Below are 15,381 nucleotides of genomic sequence, written 5' to 3'. Positions count from 1 at the left end.
CCGTTCGGGAGATAGCGGCTGTGAACGGGCGGTGCTTTTGTCACCTCACGCTGCGAGCGGAGTCTCGGTGACGAGGGCGTTCCAGGCCTTCAGGAAACGTTCCTCCAGACGATGAACCGGCGTGGGCTCGGCCCTGTGGGACGGTGCCACCTCGGTTGCGAGTGTTTCGATCAGCGTCGTCCAGGCACTGGCGGTGCAGTCCCCGGCGGTGTGAACGCCGAGCGGCTGGTGGTCGGTCAGGCCATCGACCTCGTGGATCAGCAGGGCGCGGCTTGCGGCGCGGGCTTCGATCGCGACGAGGCCGTAGGCTTCCCAGCGGGAGGGCATGGCGACGGCGTCGACGGCGGCGAAGGCGTCGCGGGGGTGCGGAGCGAAGCCCTTGAAGGTGATGCGGGGATCGCCTTCGGCCAGCGCGCGCAGGCGGCCTTCCTCGGGGCCTTCACCGTAGATGTGCAGGGCGAGGTCGGGCCGTTCCACCGCCCGGAAGGCGGCGATCAGCGTGTCGAAGCCCTTCTGCGGGTCGAGCCGGCCGATGGCGCCGATGGTGCGGACGGGGCCTGAGGGGGCGGGAAGGCTGCGGAAGTCGGTGAGGTCGACGCAGGAGGGGATGACGGCGAGGCGGGCCGGGGCGACGGCGCGGCTGCGGGTGAGCCATGCGCCCTGTGCCGCGCTGACCGCGACCACCCGGTCGAACAGGCGGTAGGCGGTGCGCAGCAGCAGGGCAAACCGGCGCTTGCGGGGCACGCAATGGGCCACGAACCCCTCGGTATAGCTGTGCTCGACATGGACCAGCCGGGCGCGCGGGTTCAGCAGCCGCAGCAGGGCGAGCATCGGCAGGGTGCGCCAGCTCACCGCGAGGTGCGAGACGATCATGTCGGCAGGCAGGTGGCCCAGGCGGAGGCTGCCCCGGGTGACATGGCGCAGCGCGTGCTCGGCCTGTGCGGCCAGCTCGGGCGCGTTGACGAGGTAGTCGAGCACGCGCATCACGCCGCCGGCGGTGGCGTCATCGACGAGGTGGAGAACGCGAGGGCGGGTCATCGGGCGGGCTCGGCTGCGGGGGTGGCAGACCCGCGGCGCGGGCTCATCAGGCGCAGCGCGAGGGCGGCGGCGAGGGTGATGAGGGTCTTGCCGGGCTCTTCGAGCAACGGCAAGCGGGAGTTGGCGAGGGCGGCGCGGATCAGGCGGTCGGCCCGCTGGCCGTCACGGTCGGAGACCGCCCGGCGCGCGAGGTAGCGCAGCTGATAGGCGCGGGCGGCGGGGGTGTTGACCTCGAAGAAGGCCGGGTTGAGGGGCGCGAGCTTTTGCACCATCCGCTCCCAGGCAGCGAGCTGCCGCTCGGTGTTGGCCGATAGGCCGCCGGCGTTGACGCGATAGCGGGTCAGCAGCCCTTCGATGCCCTCGAAGCGCCAGGTGGTGGAGAGCGCAATGCGCAGCCAGCATTCGATATCCTCCGACTGGCGGAAGGTTTCGTCGAAATACCAGGTGCGGGTGGGCTCCTGGCGGGGCGCGTAGGCGATTTCGTCGAAGACGGCGCGGCGGATCACAGGGGCGGAACCGTTGCCCACCGGGTTGCGCTTGAAGATCAGGCTGGCGTCGACACCGGTGAGGCGCGGGCGCTGGGCGGTGCGCAGCGGGCGGGAGGCCTCGTCGATCAGGGCGGAACCGGAGTAGCTGATGCCGACGCTCGGGTTGGCGGCGAGGTGGGCGGCGTGGCGGGCCAGTTTTTCGGGGTGCCAGAGGTCGTCGGCGTCGCAAAAGCCGATGATCTCGCCCCGGGCGGCCTCGATGCCCGAGTTGCGCGCCCCGGCGAGGCCCCGGTTGGCCTGACGGACGATCCGCACACGGGCATCGCGGGCGAAGCGGCGGGCGATCATCGGGGTGCGGTCGGTCGAGCCGTCATCGACGACGATGATCTCGAAGTCGGGGTGGGTCTGGGCGAGCAGGGCGGTCAGGGTCTCGGCCAGGGTGGCTTCGACGTTGAAGGCGGGGACAATGATGGAAGCGAGGGGCATGGGTGGGGCCTTTCTGGCGGGCGATCAGGAGAAGAGGGCGCGGCGCAGGGGGCGCGGCAGGAGCGGGGCGAAGGCGGCCCCGGCGAGGGTGAGGGCGCCGCGACGGAGGGGCGAGAAGAAGCCGGCGGGGCTGTGGCGCAGTCCGGCGCGGGCGTGGCGCAGGGCCTCGCGGGCGGGGGCGCCGAGGCGCAGCGCGCGGCGGGCGAGGTAACGCTCGTGCCGGGCGTGGCTTTCGGCATCGGGGGCGTAGCCGTAGCGGGCGGCGGTTTCGAGCGCGGTGGCGCGGCCTGCGGCCATGGCGGCGAGGTCGGTCGAGAGTCCGCCGGTGGTGGTGCGGTAGAAGGTATGGAGCGCGGGCAGGCCGATGACGCGGGCGCCGTCACCCACCAGCCGGATCAGCCATTCGAGGTCTTCGTTGTGGACCATCGCGCTGTCGAACCCGCCGGTGGCGGCGAAGGTCTCGCGCCGGACCGAGAGGTTGGACATGGTGCAGACCGGGTTTTCGCCCAGCAGCATCGGGATGGTGAGCGGCCCGGCGGGCACGGTGGAGCGCACGCGGCTGTCGCCCGGCGCGTGGCGGAAAAACTCGATCTGGCCGTAGACGGCCTGCAGGGTCTCATCGGCGAAAGCATCGACGACCTGTGCCAGCTTCTCGGGGTGCCAGATGTCGTCGGCATCCAAGAAGGCCACCAGCGGTGCGGTGGCGTGGCGCAGGGCCCCGGCATTGCGGGCCACGCTGGGGCCCTTGCCGAGGTTGGCGACGAGGCGGATGCGCGGGTTCTGCCAGGCGGCGGAGCGCACAAGGGTCATGGTGGCATCGGTCGAGCCGTCGTCGATGCAGATGGCCTCCCAGTCGGTGAAGCTCTGGCGCAGCAGGCTTTCGAGCGTGGCGAGGATGGTTGCCTCGGCGTTGTAGCAGGGGATGACGATGGAGATGGCGGGCATGGGTCAGACCTTTGCGAAGTGGGGGCGGGCGAAGGCCGCGTGGAGGGCAGGGAGGGAGGCGAGCACCATCACCACGGTGGCGGTGAGCGCGTAGCCGGTGGCGACGGTCAGCAGGCCGAAGGGGGCCAGCGCGGCGGTGTTGAGCATGAGTGCTGCGGTCATCAGCGCGGTCACGCGGAACTCGGCGCCAGCGCGGCCCTGCGCCCGCATCCAGCCGGCGGCGGCGGCCCAGAGGGTGGTGGGGATGGCGACGAGGCAGAGGATCGACACGATCTGCGGCAGCTCCTCCCAGCCCGCGCCCAAGAGCAGCGGCACGTAGACCGGGGCCAGCAGCGCCTGAGCCAGCACGGCGGGGGTGATGAGGCCGAGGCCCAGCATCATCGCCTGGCGCAGCGCCTGCGCCCGGTCGGTACTGGTGCAGAGATGCGGGAAGAGTACGGTGGAGAAGGCGGTGGAGAAGGAGGTGGCGAGGCTGAGGCCCGCGTTGAAGGCCATGAAGTAGAGGCCAAGCGCCTCGGCGCCCATGAGCGTGCCGACGATCAGCTTGTCGGCCTGCATCCTGAGCGCCTTGACCAGTTCCACCCCGAGCACCGCTGCGCCGAAACGAGCGAAAGGCGCGAGTGGTGCCCGGGGGGCGGACGTGTCAGGCGTCCAGGGGTGAAGGCGGCGCATGGCGACGAGCCAGAAGGGCGCTGTGAGCAGACGCGGCAGGATCAGCGCCAAAGCCGAGGGCCAGGCCAGCGCCAGCGCCGCCGACATGAGGTTGGCCGCCACGATCTGGCCGCCGGAGATGGCCGCCGTCTGGCGCAGCTTGCCGGCGCGCATGGCCAGCGCAGTCTGCACCAGCCCGCCGGGCATGAAGAGGTATTCGCCCGCCAGCAGCAGGATCAGCAGCAGGAGGGTAAGGCTGCCGCCCGCGGCATAGAGCGCGAGGCCAACGGTCGATTGCAGCACGAAGAGGCCAAGGCACCAGGCCCAGAAGATCCGGTGGGCGGTGGCGCAGGTCGCCTCCAGCTCATCGTCTGCTGCGGCGATGATGCGCTGGCCGACGCCGTTCTCGGTGAGCGACTTCAGGATGTCGGCCGCCGCGAGAGCCGCCGCCGCCACACCGATCTGCTCGAGATCGAGCGTTCGGGCGACGGCGACGACCACCAACAGCCGCGAGGCCTTGGCAGCAACCTCCGACGCCCCGTAGGCGAGGAGGTTCTGCACGATACGAGATGTTCCGTGAGTGGTAAGCATCTGTCTGGTCCCTTGGCGGTTGGTAACCAAGGTCTACGCCAGCAGGGTGGCGCCGTCTTGTGCGCCCAAGGACAGGCCAAAGGCGCAACAGTTGTGCATCATATCCGGAAGGATAGGGTGGCCGCGCCCGACGCTCTCTCGACCGGGGCGCGGGAAGGCAATAACAATCACTCAACCGCAGGCGACAAGGCGAATGCAGGTATGGTGCAGCTTTACAAGTCTTCCACGGCGCTCGTCGCCGCGCTGGCCCTGACGGCCTGCGCCGCGCTCGATACGCCCGACAATCTCGAACCCGTTGCGCAGGGCGATGCCTATCAGGCGCAGTATCGCGCGCCGGATGTGAGCCGCGACGAGGCGCAGTTTCTGCGCTCGGCCACCCTCAACGCCCAGAAGTGCCGCGCCCCGCGCGGCGGTGCAGGCGGCAAGGGGAGTGGCGTGGCGGCGGCTTCGGCCCTGCGTGGCGAGCGGCTCACCCGCAACGACCTCGTGAACATCCGCGTCGGCGACGACGAGACCTTCAACGGCGATTACGTGGTGTCGCGCGATGGCACGCTGAAGCTGCCCTTCCTTGCGCCGATCCCGGCGCAAGGACGGCTGACCTCGCAGATCGAGGCCGACATTGCCCGCCAGCTCCTCGCCGGAGACTTCTTCTCCGACAGCCCGCGCATCTCGGTGCGCGTCGCCGATTTCGCCTCAGTCACCGTCGGTGTCTCGGGCGCCGTCTTCGAACCCCGCGCCGTGGAAATCGGCGGCGTGCCGGGCGATCAGGTGGACAGTCGTCGCCAGCAGGCGCTGGGCGCCTCCACCGAGGGGCGCAACCTTTCGGCCGCACTGCGGGCGGCAGGGGGCGTGCGGCCCGATGCCGACATTTCCGCCGTCGAGGTGCGCCGGGGCGGCGCGCTCTACACGCTCGACATGCGCGGCGTCTTCGAGGGGCAGAACGCGGTCGATATCATGCTGCTCACCGGCGACGAGGTGAACGTGCCGAGCCGGGGCTGCTTCCAGGAAGACCTGATGCGCCCGAGCCCGATCAGCCCGCCGGGGATTTCGCTGTTCCTCTCCAATCTCACTCAGCCAGCCACGGGCAACGCGCCCTCGGCGATCGGCCGGGAGACCCGCGAGGTGCCCTATGGCACCCGCTACCTGCAAGCGGTGGTGAACACCAACTGCGTGGGCGGGGCGCGGGCGACCAGCGCCAACCGCTCCTCGGTGCTGTTCTCGCGCAACCCGGTGACCAAGGTTTCCGTGGTGATCGAGCGCGACATCGAGAACCTGCTGCGCCGTGCCGACCGCGACGACTACGACCCCTTCCTGCTGCCGGGCGACTCCATCGCCTGCTACGACAGCACGGTCACGAACGTGGGCGAGATCGGGCGGGTGCTGGGGCTGCTGCGGCCCTGAGAGGCCATCAGGGGCGGGGGGCCTTGCGGCGTTCCGCCACCAGGGCGGCGCGGGTCTGCGCCCAGACTTCCGGCAGCGCGTCGATGCCCTTGCACATGCCTTTCGTGTCGCCCGCCTTGGCTGCATCCTCGATGCCCACAAGCGCGGCGCGCAGGGCGACCGCGCCGAGGGTGGCCGCGCTTCCGGCAATCTTGTGGGTGCGCGCGGCGGTGTCGGCAAGGTCGTCGTCGGCCGAGGTTTCGAGGAAGGCGAGATGGGCGTCGACCTCGCTGCCGAAACGGTCCAGCAATCCTCCCATTGCCTCCACCCCGAGCGTGTCGCGCAGCTCGTCGAGGTAGCTGACTGCCACGGCGGGGTTTTCCGCCGCGCGCTCCGGCCTGTCGGCTCCGCTGTGATCGGCCAGCACCCGGTCGAGCGCGGCGCGGGAGAGCGGCTTTGTCACGATGTCGTCCATCCCGTCGGAAAGAAACGCCTCCTGCTCCTCGGCGACCGCGTTGGCGGTGAGGGCGATGATGGGCACGCGGGCGCAGGGGCCATGGCCGGCGCGAATGGCGCGGGTGGCCTCGCGCCCGTCCATCACCGGCATGGAGATGTCCATCAGGATCAGGTCGAAGGGCGCGGTCCCGGCCTTTTCCACCGCCTCGCGCCCGTTGTGGGCGAGGGTCACGGTGTGGCCGGCGGCCTCGAGCATCTCGCGGGCGACCACGCGGTTGATCTCGTTGTCCTCGACCAGAAGCACCTTGCTGGCCATCGCCTTGCTGCGCGGTTTGCGCGCGGCCACCTCCGGCCCCGGCGCGGCAATCGGCTCGACGGGCAGGCGCACCATGAAGCTGCTGCCCACGCCCGCCTCGCTCTCGACCTCGATCGAGCCGCCGAGCGCCTTCACGAAGCGCTGCGCAATGCCGAGGCCAAGGCCGGTGCCGCCGACCTCGCGGTCATAGGAGCTGTCGCCGGTCATGAAGTCGTCGAAGATGTGGGCCTGCAGGCCCGCCTCCATGCCGATGCCGGTGTCGCTGACGGTGATCTGCACTTCGGGATTGTTCGCGCCGCCCAGCTGCTCGGCCTCCACCGTCACGCGACCGCCGCGGGTGAACTTCACCGCGTTGCCGATGATGTTCATCAGCACGTGCTGAAGCCTGTCGCGGTCGGCCCTGATCCAGTCGAGCTGCGGGCCCGACCAGCCCCATTCCAGCGTGGTATCCTGCGCCAGCGCGGCGCCGCTCTGGTTGTCGACGATATCCTGAAGCAGGGTGGAGAGGTTCATCGCCACCGGGCGGAGCTGAAGCTTGCCGGCGTCGTATTTGGTGATGTCGAGCACATCGGAGATGTGGCTCATCAGCAGTTTGCCCGAGGTGTCCATATTCTTGACGTAGCGGGCCTGGCGGGCGCTGAGGCGGGTGTCCTGCATCAACTCCAGATTCCCCAGGAGGCCGTTCAGTGGCGTGCGGATCTCGTGGCTCATGGTGGCGAGGAAATCGGTCTTGGCCTTCTCGCCGGCCAGCGCGCGGTCGCGGGTTTCGACCAGCTCCTGTTCAGCCTGAACCCGGTGCGAGATGTCGCGCAGGAAGGAGATGAAGATGGTGCCGTCGTCGGTTTCGGCGGACTGGATGGCGAACTCGACGGGAAAGACCTCGCCCGACTTGCGCCGCGCCGCCAGCTTGACCCGGCCCTTGCCGACCACGCGCTGCTCGCCGCCATCGCGCATCCGCTGCATCCCGGCATCATGGGCGGCGCGGTACTCCTCGGGCACGATCAACGCGCCGAGGTTGGCCCCCAACGCCTCTTCCGCGGAGTAGCCGAAGATCTGCGTGGCGGCGGCGTTGAAATCGAGCACGGTGCCGGCCTTGTCGATCACGATCACCCCGTCGAGCGCGGTGGAGGTCACGACATTCATCCGCCGCGCGCTTTCGAGCACCTCCCGGCGGCGGCGCACGTTCTGGCGGTTGAGGAAATTCAGGTAAGCGGCGAAGGCGAGCAGGGCCAGCACCAGCACGGTCACGCCTACGGCGAGCTGGGTCAGGGTGACGGCCACGTTGTCGCGCCGCCGGTCGGAATCCACGGCAAAGTAGTTGAGGCCCGAATTCGCCAGCGCACGCACGTTGGGTCGCACCTCTTCCGCACGGGCCTGAAGCTCGGGCACGGAGGCTGCAAGCTCCGCGTCCGGCGCGTCGATGAGCGGGACGGTGCGGTCGAGGAAAGTCTTCACGATCCGCAAGTTGCGCGAGAACTCCGGCTCGGCACGCAGCTCGCTGTAGATCGAGCTCTGCTCCAGCGTGGTGATCCGGCTGTAGAAGATGTCATATTCCCGGCGCAGCGCGCGCAACTCGTCGCCGCCATCCCCCGGCAGCGCGGCGAGGTGGATCTGAAACTCGAGAAACTCCACCTCCGACTGCGACAGGGTCCATTGCACGTTGTCGGAACTGGCCGAATTCAGCAGCCGAAGATCGCGGGCCACATTGATCGAGAGATAGACCAGCGCCGCAAGGCAGAACGCCCCCGCGAGGGCGGAGGCGGTGTAGCGCATGCTTGAGGGGCGGCGGCTGCTTCTGGCCATGCAGGGCTCCTGGGTGTGGCCCGCGCTGGTGGCGCGCGGACCGGTTCAGCCTTAGTCGGTCACGACGATGCGGTCGAGTTGCCAGATGCTGCGGGAATAGATCACCTCGGTGCGATACTCGGCGCTGGCATCATAGGGGTAGATGATCCAGAGCGGGCCCTTGTCGCGCACCGACATCTCGGTGCCGTTCATCCGATAGGCCACGATCGGGCCGCCCTCGACGGCGTCGGTCAGCGGGATCTCGACGGCATAGTCGTTGATCGCCGTGGCGCGCAGCGTGGCACCCTCCATGCCCACCGCCTCTGCCAGCGCCTTCAGCGAGACGCCCTCGAAGGTGTTGGTGCCCTCGGTCCAGATGGTGGTGGTCTCGACGGTTTCGGTGCCGAGTGCCTCGAGCATGGCAAGGTCGAATTGCGCGGTGCCCTCGGCGTTGGTGGTGGCGATCTCGCCCGAGACGGTGAGGATCACTTCGCCTTCCGGGGCGGCCAGCTCCTGCGCGGCAAGCGGCAGGGCGGTGAGCGCGGCGAGGGAGAGCGACTGGATGATTGTGCGCAACATTGGGGTGCTCCTTGGTTTCCTGCGGCAGTCTATGCCACGGATGGCCCGCCCGTCCCAAAGGGTCAGGCGGATAGGGACCTATCCTTTCGGATAGTCGTGGCTCAGGCGACCTGGCGCAGGGTGGCGCTGCGCTCGGCAAGGAAGCCGCGCAGCTCGCCTGCCAGTTCGGCGCGCTCGAGCGCGAAGGCGGCGGTGGCCTGCACGAACCCCTGCACCGAGCCGCAGTCGAACCGCTCGCCCTCGAAGGCGTAGCCGCAGACACCGGCACGGGGAAGGTCGGCGTTGATGGCATCAGTCAGCTGCAACTCGCCGCCAGCGCCGGGCCCGAGGGTTTCGAGCTTGTCGAAGATCGAGGGCTCGAGGATGTAGCGCCCGATCACCGCGCTGGTGGAGGGGGCGACATCGGCGCGCGGCTTCTCGACCATGCCGCGGGCCACGGCGACCCGGCCTTGCCGCTCGGCCACGTCGAGCACGCCATAGGCGGAGACCTTGCTGCGCGGCACGTCCATGGTGGCAACCATGTGCCCGCCGGTGCGGGCGTGGGCCTCGACCATCTGCGCCAGCGCTCCACGGCGGGCGCGGATCACGTCATCGGGCAGAAGCACGGCGAAGGGTGCGTCGCCCACCAGCTTGCGGGCCAGCCGGACGGCGTGGCCGAGGCCGCGCGGGTTGGGCTGGCGCAGGAAGCTTAGGGCGCCTTCGGGCATCCGGGTGCGCTCCAGCGCGGCCAGCGCATCGGCCTTGCCGGCGGCTTCCAGGCGGTGCTCCAGCGCGGCGGCGGTGTCGAAGTAGTCTTCCAGCGCGCCCTTGCCGGCGGCGGTGACGAAGATGAACTCCTCGATCCCGGCCTCGCGGGCCTCATCGATGGCGTATTGGATCAGCGGTCGGTCAACGAGCGGCAGCATCTCCTTCGGGATCGACTTGGTGGCGGGCAGAAAGCGGGTGCCCATTCCGGCGACGGGGAAGACGGCTTTGCGAACGTGGGTCATGGCAGGTGGTCCTTTCGGTGAGCAGGTGAGGTGAGGGGAGGGGGGTCAGTAAGCGCCCCGGCCGCCGAGCACGGCGCCGAAGGTGCGGGCGATGAGGGTGAGGTCGAGCAGCAGGGTGCGCGAGGCGGCGTAGGAAAGGTCCATCTCGACCATCTTGTCGAAGCCGATGGAGGCGCGGCCGGAGACCTGCCACACGCCGGTAAGGCCGGGCTTCACCGCAAGGCGGCCGAGCGCGCGGGCCGGATAGGCCGCCACTTCGGAGGGCAGCGCCGGGCGCGGCCCGACGATGGCCATCTCGCCCTTCAGCACGTTCAGGATCTGCGGCAGCTCGTCGATGGAGAAGCGGCGGATGAAGCGGCCCACGCGGGTCACGCGCGGATCGGCCTTGGACTTGAAGCACACGCCGTCGCGGTCGGAAGTGGCGAGCAGCGCGGCGCGGCGGGCCTCAGCGTCGACGCTCATCGAGCGGAACTTGAACATGGTGAACACGCGGCCATCGCGGCCCACGCGGGTTTGCCTGAAGAACACCGGGCCGCGGCTGTCGGCCTTGATGGCGAGCGCGGTGAGCAGCAGCAGGGGAGAGAGCAGCACGAGGGCCGCGAGCGAAAGGGTCACGTCGAGTGTGCGGCGCTGGAGTGCGGCGAAGCTCTCGGGGCCCCAGGCCTTCAGCGCGGCATGGGCGAGGAAGCTGGCATTGCCTGCGAGGTAGCGCTTGGCAAGGCGGCGCGGCTCCTGCGCCAGCCGCCAGACCCATTCGGCCTTGGCCTTGCGGACCATGGCGGGCGCGCGGGTCACGTTGCCGGCGAGAAAGTCGAAGAGCGCGCCGACGGCCAGCGCGAGCGGCGCGTCGAGCCGCCAGGCATGGCGGTGCAGCCAGAGCTCCTGCATCGGCACGCCGAGAGCGACCAGCACGATGTCGGCGCCGCTGTCGTTGATGGCGTCGACCACGGCATCGGCATCCGCCGCGCCGGCGAAACCATCGCGGGTGCCGGCGATGACAAGCGCGGGAATGCGGGCCTTGAGCGCGGCGGCGGCGGCCTCTGCCGTGCCGGGCGTGCCGCCGAAGAGGTAGACGGACTTGCCCTCAGCCGCCGCTTCTTCCAGCAGCTCGGGCACGAGATCGGTTCCGTTGAGGTTGGCGGTGAGGGCGTGGCCGGTCATCTTGCCAGCCAGCTCCACGCCAATGCCGTCGGGCAGCACCATGTCGGCCCCGGCAACGGCCTCGCGGTAGGCCCGGTTGCGGCGGCGGATGTTGCAGCAATGCGCATTCATGAAGAAGGCGCGGCGGCGGCCCGGGGCGAGCAGGGCGTCGATGGTCTGCGCGGGGGTGGCATCAACAAGGTCGAGGCCGAGCGCGGGCAGCGTGGCGGTGGGCAGGGCCGGGGTGACGGCGGTGTGGGGCGTGTCGAACGTGGCGGCTTTCATCGGGCAAATCCTTCTGGTTCAGGAACTTGCCCTCTTCATGCCCGCCGCCCCCGGCCCGCCTCAACGGAGCGGGAGGAGAGGCGCGCGGCGCTTTGGTTAAGAAACTATTACCAGTGGCGCGACGGCCTATCCGAAGGGGATAGGGACGCTCCGAATGTTCCGCCCCTTTCCGTCCGCCGATGGGTTAGGTATTGGATGAAGCGTTCTACCAGTGCGGAAACCCGGGAGCCTCCGATGCGCGTTCTGATTGCCGATGACCACGACCTACTGCGGGACACGCTGGTGATGTTCCTGCAGAGCCAGGGCGACATCGAAACCGAGACCGCCCCCGACCTGCCCGCCGCACACAAGCTGATCGAAGCCGCCGACGAGCCCTTCGACCTCGTGCTGCTCGACCTCAACATGCCCGGCATGAACGGCCTCGACGGGCTGAAGGCAACGATGGCGCTGGGCGCGGGCCAGCGGGTGGCGCTGCTCTCGGGCGAGGCCACCAAGGAGATCGCCGAAAAGGCGCTGGAGGCCGGCGCGGCAGGCTTCGTGCCCAAGACCCTGCCCGCCAAGTCGATGATCAACGCGGTGAAGTTCATGGCGATGGGCGAGCAATACGCCCCCATCGACTTCATGACCGCCGCCGAGGAGACCCCGACGCACCCGATGGCCGAAAAGCTGACGCCCCGCGAGTTGCAGGTGCTCAAGGGGCTGACCGAGGGCAAATCCAACAAGGAAATCGCCCGCGACCTCGACATCACCGAGCCGACGATCAAGCTGCACATGAAGACCCTCTACCGGAAGGTGGGCGCGTCGAACCGCACCCAGGCGGCACTTATGGCGCGGGAAGCCGGGTTGTTTTGAGAATGGGTGTGGGCGTGGCGCGGCCGCATCGCCCGCTACTCCATGTTTGGCGGGCGGCGTGATGGGTGGGTTCCGATGAGCATTTCGACTAGCGATCCGGCGTCCGGTCAGTGCCTGTGTGGCACAGTGACCTTCGACATATCAGGCGATCTCCAGGGTTTCTTCCTGTGCCATTGCTCGCGCTGCCGCAAGGATACCGGGTCGGCCCATGCGGCAAACCTGTTTTTCGCGTCGGCCCGCCTCAACTGGCCGTCGGGCGAGGAACATATCAGGCATTTCCGGCTTTCCGGGTCGCGCCACGCGAAGTGCTTCTGCACGAAATGCGGTTCCGCGCTGCCATTCGAACAGGCGGAGGATGATGTGGTCGTCGTGCCGGCCGGGTCACTCGACGGTCCGATCGGAATGAAGCCCAGCGCACGCATCTGCTTCTCCAGTCGTGCGGATTGGGACGACGATCTTGCCGCGCTCGAAAAGATCGACGGGCTCCCCGGTTGAGCCGTCATCCCGCGGCGCGCCTGCACGGACGGCCGGCACATAGCCCCTCCTATCCCTACGGATAGCCCAATCGCCCCCGATGCCCCCCGCACCTCCCCGCCCGCGCGGAGGCGGGGCAGGGCCTCTCCCTCTATGGTCCGCCAAGAAGGAGATGCCCGATGACCCTGCAAGATACGTTTCACACCGCCAAACTTGCCCGCAAACGCCGCCTGACCGGCAAGCGCATCCTGCTGGGCGGCCGCATTGGCGATCTGGGCCGCTTCCCCCGCTACCTTGCCTTTGCGCTCATGGGCGGGGCGGCGATTTGGGCGCCGATCACGGGCTACCTGCGCACCGCGCCGCTCACCTTCAAATCTACGGCCTCGCTGATCCTGCCCGGCTCCGGGGCCTCGGCCTCGATGAACCTGAACGGCATCGGGCAGGCCTCCTCCTATGCCAACTCCGCCTTCGCCAGCAACGCGGTGAGCCCGACCGAGACCTACAAGCGCCTTATCGGGGCCGACCGGATCGTGGATGCCGCCGCGGGCGCGATGGGGATGACCCGCCGCGAGTTCGGCGCGCCGCGGATCAACCTCGTCGACCAGACCAGCCTGATCCATGTGGAGATGGCCGGCGGCAGCCCGGAGACGGCTCAGGCACGCGGCGATGCGCTGATCGCGGCCTTCTTCGCCGAGATCGACGCGCTGCGGGCCGACGAGATGGCCACCCGCGAAGACAGCGGGCTGGCCGCGATTTCCGAGTATCGCAGCTCCGTGGCCGCCACCCGGGCCGACATCGCCGCTCTCCAGGGAGAGACCGGCCTTGTCTCGCCCGACCAGTATGATGCGATGGTTGAAGAGACCCGCCAGTTGCAGAGCCGCGTGCGCGACCTCGAGGCGACCCTGAGCGAGAAGAGCCAGAGCGTCGCCGCGCTCGAAGCCACGCTGGGCCTGCCCGCCACGGCCGCCGCCGCAACGCTGAAGCTCTATGCCGACGCCGAGTTCTCCGCCCTCACCGAAGAGGCCGCCAGCCACGCCGCCACGCTGGCGGAGGCCCGCTCCGCCTATGGCGAGGGGCACCCCAAGGTGCAGGTGGCGCGCGGGGCGCAGGCCTCGGCGCAGGCCGCCACCCTGGCCCGCGCCGCTGCGGTGACGGGGCTTGAGCCCACCGCGCTCGCCGCGCTCGATCTCGCCCCCGATGGCGCCCGCGCCGAGCTTCTGGCGCAGCTGGTGCGGATGGAGGCAGAGCGCTCGGGCGCGGCACGTCAGTTGGAAACCCTGTCGGCCCGGCTCGACGCGGAGCTCTCCGCCCAAAAGCGCCTCGCCGCCCCCGCAGCCCGCCTGCAGGACCTGCAACGCGACTTCACCGTGGCCGAGGCCGTCTTTGCCAGCGCCATCGCCCGGACGCAGTCGACCAAGTCCGACGTCTATGCCTCCTACCCGCTGGTGCAGGTGCTCGAAAATCCCTCGCTTCCCGAGAACCCCTCCTCCCCCAACCGCAAGCTGGCGCTGGCCGCAGGCGTTGCGGCGACGTTGATGATGGTCTTCGGCCTCATGCTGGGCTGGATGCGCGGCGCCCTGATCGGCCGCCTCCTCGCGCGCCCGGATGAGCGCACATGACCGGCCTCACCGGCCCCGAGCGGATGGTCTACAAGACCCTCGTGCTCACCTGGCCGTTCTACGCGATAGGCGCGCTCTACGTCGTCGGCCCGGTGCTGGCCTGGCTGCTCGGCGGGCTGGCCGCGCTCTCGCTCTACCTCGGCCCGGCGATGCGCGCCGACCTGCGCCCGACCGGGCCGGTGCCGCCGCTGGTCTGGGCCTGGTTCATCGGCATGGCGGTGATGCTCGTCGCGCTCTGGGTCGGCCACCTCGACTGGGGCCTCGGGCTGAAGCAGACGATCAAGAGCTCCATCGGCTGGGCCAAGGGCTGGGCGCTGCTGGCGCTGTTTCCGCTTGCGGGCGCCGTGCTGCAGATCCGCCGAGAGGTGCTGATCCGGGGCCAATGCGTGGTCGGCGCATGGACGCTGGCCCTCGCGCCCGCGCTGCTCATCGCCCCCTACATCGGCCTGCCCGAGCGCATCTTCACCTCGCCGCTCAAGGCCATCGGCGGGCCGGGTCCGGAGTATTTCAGCGTGTTCCTTTTCACGTGGGACCCGGCAAGCTGGACGCCGCGCTGGCAGTTCTACGCCCCCTGGTCGCCCTTCGCGGCGCTGCTCGGGGTCATCATGGTGCTCTTCGCGCTCGAGGAGAAAGACCGTCGCTGGATGGCGGCGGGCGTGGCGGCGGGGGTGCTGATGATTCTCGCCTCCAAGTCCCGGATGGGTCTGGTCGGGCTGGTCGCCTGCACCGTTGCGCCAAGGATGCTGCCGCTGATCCTGCGCGGCTGGGCCTGGCAGGTGACGGCGGCGCTGACCGCCTCGCTCGCGGTGGTGGGGACCACGCTGGCAACGGTGGCCGGCGATGCGGTGTCCGCCTTCAAGGGCGCCCGTGCCGACAGCACCCGCGTGCGGGAGACCCTGCAGCGGATCGCCCGTGAGAGATGGGAGAACGAGGCCCCATGGTTCGGCCACGGCACCGTCCACCCCGGCTCGCACGCGGTGGAATACATGCCGATCGGCAGCCACCACACCTGGTTCGGCCTGCTCTTCGTGAAAGGCCTGGTCGGGTTCCTCGCCCTGCTGGTGCCCATGGCCTGGCACGTGGCCTTCACCCTGATAGACGCCGCCCGCCACCCGCGCGGAAGACTGCCGCTGGGCATCCTGATGACGATGGTGCTGCTGTCGTTCGGCGAGAACATCGAGATCGAGGCCTACATGCTCTGGCCCGGACTGGTGCTGCTGGGCGTTCACCTGCGCGAAGTAGCGAGGGACCGGGTGGTTTGAGGGGTGGATCAAGTGACATCGCCCCGGTGCCTGCGCCGGCCGCACGAT

At 69.5% G+C, this 15,381-nt stretch carries 13 protein-coding genes; 5 read left to right on the top strand and 8 right to left on the bottom strand.

Annotated elements, in window-relative coordinates:
* Positions 1-45 precede the first annotated feature (45 nt).
* Genes GTH22_RS09870 through GTH22_RS09855 form a run of 4 tightly spaced genes read right to left on the bottom strand, consistent with a single transcriptional unit; the run spans position 46 to position 4,199 of the window.
* Positions 46-1,038: a glycosyltransferase gene (locus GTH22_RS09870; RefSeq protein ID WP_252945019.1), complete on the bottom strand. Its 993-nt coding sequence runs from the start codon at positions 1,036-1,038 to the stop codon at positions 46-48.
* Positions 1,035-2,012 carry a glycosyltransferase family A protein gene (locus GTH22_RS09865; protein ID WP_252945018.1) on the bottom strand — a complete coding sequence of 326 codons (978 nt, stop codon included), beginning with the start codon at positions 2,010-2,012 and terminating at the stop codon, positions 1,035-1,037. The genes GTH22_RS09870 and GTH22_RS09865 overlap by 4 nt, the downstream gene beginning before the upstream one ends.
* A 24-nt stretch (positions 2,013-2,036) precedes the next feature.
* Entirely contained in the window at positions 2,037-2,957 is a 921-nt protein-coding gene (locus tag GTH22_RS09860; RefSeq protein ID WP_252945017.1) for a glycosyltransferase family 2 protein, read from the bottom strand.
* A gap of 3 nt (positions 2,958-2,960) precedes the next feature.
* Positions 2,961-4,199: an oligosaccharide flippase family protein gene (locus GTH22_RS09855; RefSeq protein ID WP_252945016.1), complete on the bottom strand. Its 1,239-nt coding sequence runs from the start codon at positions 4,197-4,199 to the stop codon at positions 2,961-2,963.
* A 201-nt stretch (positions 4,200-4,400) separates the two neighbouring features.
* Between GTH22_RS09855 and GTH22_RS09850 the strand changes: the two genes are divergently transcribed.
* The gene (locus GTH22_RS09850) at positions 4,401-5,600 is read left to right on the top strand and encodes a polysaccharide biosynthesis/export family protein (protein ID WP_252945015.1); all 1,200 of its coding nucleotides are present in this window, start codon (positions 4,401-4,403) and stop codon (positions 5,598-5,600) included.
* Between the two features lie 7 nt (positions 5,601-5,607).
* Here GTH22_RS09850 and GTH22_RS09845 read toward each other — a convergent pair whose 3' ends face one another.
* The 4 genes from GTH22_RS09845 to GTH22_RS09830 form a co-directional block, all read right to left on the bottom strand.
* Positions 5,608-8,154 carry a PAS domain-containing hybrid sensor histidine kinase/response regulator gene (locus GTH22_RS09845; RefSeq protein ID WP_252945014.1) on the bottom strand — a complete coding sequence of 849 codons (2,547 nt, stop codon included), beginning with the start codon at positions 8,152-8,154 and terminating at the stop codon, positions 5,608-5,610.
* Positions 8,155-8,205: 51 nt separating this feature from the next.
* On the bottom strand, positions 8,206-8,712 hold the full coding sequence (locus GTH22_RS09840) for a molybdopterin-dependent oxidoreductase (RefSeq protein ID WP_252945013.1): 507 nt from the start codon (positions 8,710-8,712) through the stop codon (positions 8,206-8,208).
* A 101-nt stretch (positions 8,713-8,813) separates the two neighbouring features.
* Positions 8,814-9,701 carry a UTP--glucose-1-phosphate uridylyltransferase gene (locus GTH22_RS09835; protein ID WP_252945012.1) on the bottom strand — a complete coding sequence of 296 codons (888 nt, stop codon included), beginning with the start codon at positions 9,699-9,701 and terminating at the stop codon, positions 8,814-8,816.
* Between the two features lie 45 nt (positions 9,702-9,746).
* Positions 9,747-11,126 (bottom strand): WecB/TagA/CpsF family glycosyltransferase, encoded by a 1,380-nt coding sequence (locus tag GTH22_RS09830; RefSeq protein WP_252945011.1) that lies wholly within the window; start codon positions 11,124-11,126, stop codon positions 9,747-9,749.
* A 234-nt stretch (positions 11,127-11,360) separates the two neighbouring features.
* On the opposite strand from GTH22_RS09830, the gene GTH22_RS09825 reads away from it, so the two are divergent.
* The 4 genes from GTH22_RS09825 (at position 11,361) to GTH22_RS09810 (ending at position 15,333) form a co-directional block, all read left to right on the top strand.
* Entirely contained in the window at positions 11,361-11,978 is a 618-nt protein-coding gene (locus tag GTH22_RS09825; RefSeq protein ID WP_252945010.1) for a response regulator transcription factor, read from the top strand.
* Between the two features lie 126 nt (positions 11,979-12,104).
* Positions 12,105-12,473 (top strand): GFA family protein, encoded by a 369-nt coding sequence (locus tag GTH22_RS09820; RefSeq protein WP_252945009.1) that lies wholly within the window; start codon positions 12,105-12,107, stop codon positions 12,471-12,473.
* A 158-nt stretch (positions 12,474-12,631) separates the two neighbouring features.
* On the top strand, positions 12,632-14,071 hold the full coding sequence (locus GTH22_RS09815) for a hypothetical protein (RefSeq protein WP_252945008.1): 1,440 nt from the start codon (positions 12,632-12,634) through the stop codon (positions 14,069-14,071).
* Positions 14,068-15,333: an O-antigen ligase gene (locus GTH22_RS09810; protein ID WP_252945007.1), complete on the top strand. Its 1,266-nt coding sequence runs from the start codon at positions 14,068-14,070 to the stop codon at positions 15,331-15,333. Before GTH22_RS09815 ends, GTH22_RS09810 begins: the two co-directional genes overlap by 4 nt.
* Positions 15,334-15,381 lie beyond the last annotated feature (48 nt).

The organism is Oceanicola sp. 502str15 (assembly GCF_024105635.1).
Taxonomy (GTDB): Bacteria; Pseudomonadota; Alphaproteobacteria; order Rhodobacterales; family Rhodobacteraceae; genus Vannielia.
This window is presented reverse-complemented; position numbering and strand designations above follow the sequence as displayed.

Coding starts and splice junctions, on each gene's coding strand:
- GTH22_RS09870 (WP_252945019.1), bottom strand. CDS start 1,038: ATGACCCGCCCTCGCGTTCTCCACCTCGTCGATGACGCCACCGCCGGC.
- GTH22_RS09865 (WP_252945018.1), bottom strand. CDS start 2,012: ATGCCCCTCGCTTCCATCATTGTCCCCGCCTTCAACGTCGAAGCCACC.
- GTH22_RS09860 (WP_252945017.1), bottom strand. CDS start 2,957: ATGCCCGCCATCTCCATCGTCATCCCCTGCTACAACGCCGAGGCAACC.
- GTH22_RS09855 (WP_252945016.1), bottom strand. CDS start 4,199: ATGCTTACCACTCACGGAACATCTCGTATCGTGCAGAACCTCCTCGCC.
- GTH22_RS09850 (WP_252945015.1), top strand. CDS start 4,401: ATGGTGCAGCTTTACAAGTCTTCCACGGCGCTCGTCGCCGCGCTGGCC.
- GTH22_RS09845 (WP_252945014.1), bottom strand. CDS start 8,154: ATGGCCAGAAGCAGCCGCCGCCCCTCAAGCATGCGCTACACCGCCTCC.
- GTH22_RS09840 (WP_252945013.1), bottom strand. CDS start 8,712: ATGTTGCGCACAATCATCCAGTCGCTCTCCCTCGCCGCGCTCACCGCC.
- GTH22_RS09835 (WP_252945012.1), bottom strand. CDS start 9,701: ATGACCCACGTTCGCAAAGCCGTCTTCCCCGTCGCCGGAATGGGCACC.
- GTH22_RS09830 (WP_252945011.1), bottom strand. CDS start 11,126: ATGAAAGCCGCCACGTTCGACACGCCCCACACCGCCGTCACCCCGGCC.
- GTH22_RS09825 (WP_252945010.1), top strand. CDS start 11,361: ATGCGCGTTCTGATTGCCGATGACCACGACCTACTGCGGGACACGCTG.
- GTH22_RS09815 (WP_252945008.1), top strand. CDS start 12,632: ATGACCCTGCAAGATACGTTTCACACCGCCAAACTTGCCCGCAAACGC.
- GTH22_RS09810 (WP_252945007.1), top strand. CDS start 14,068: ATGACCGGCCTCACCGGCCCCGAGCGGATGGTCTACAAGACCCTCGTG.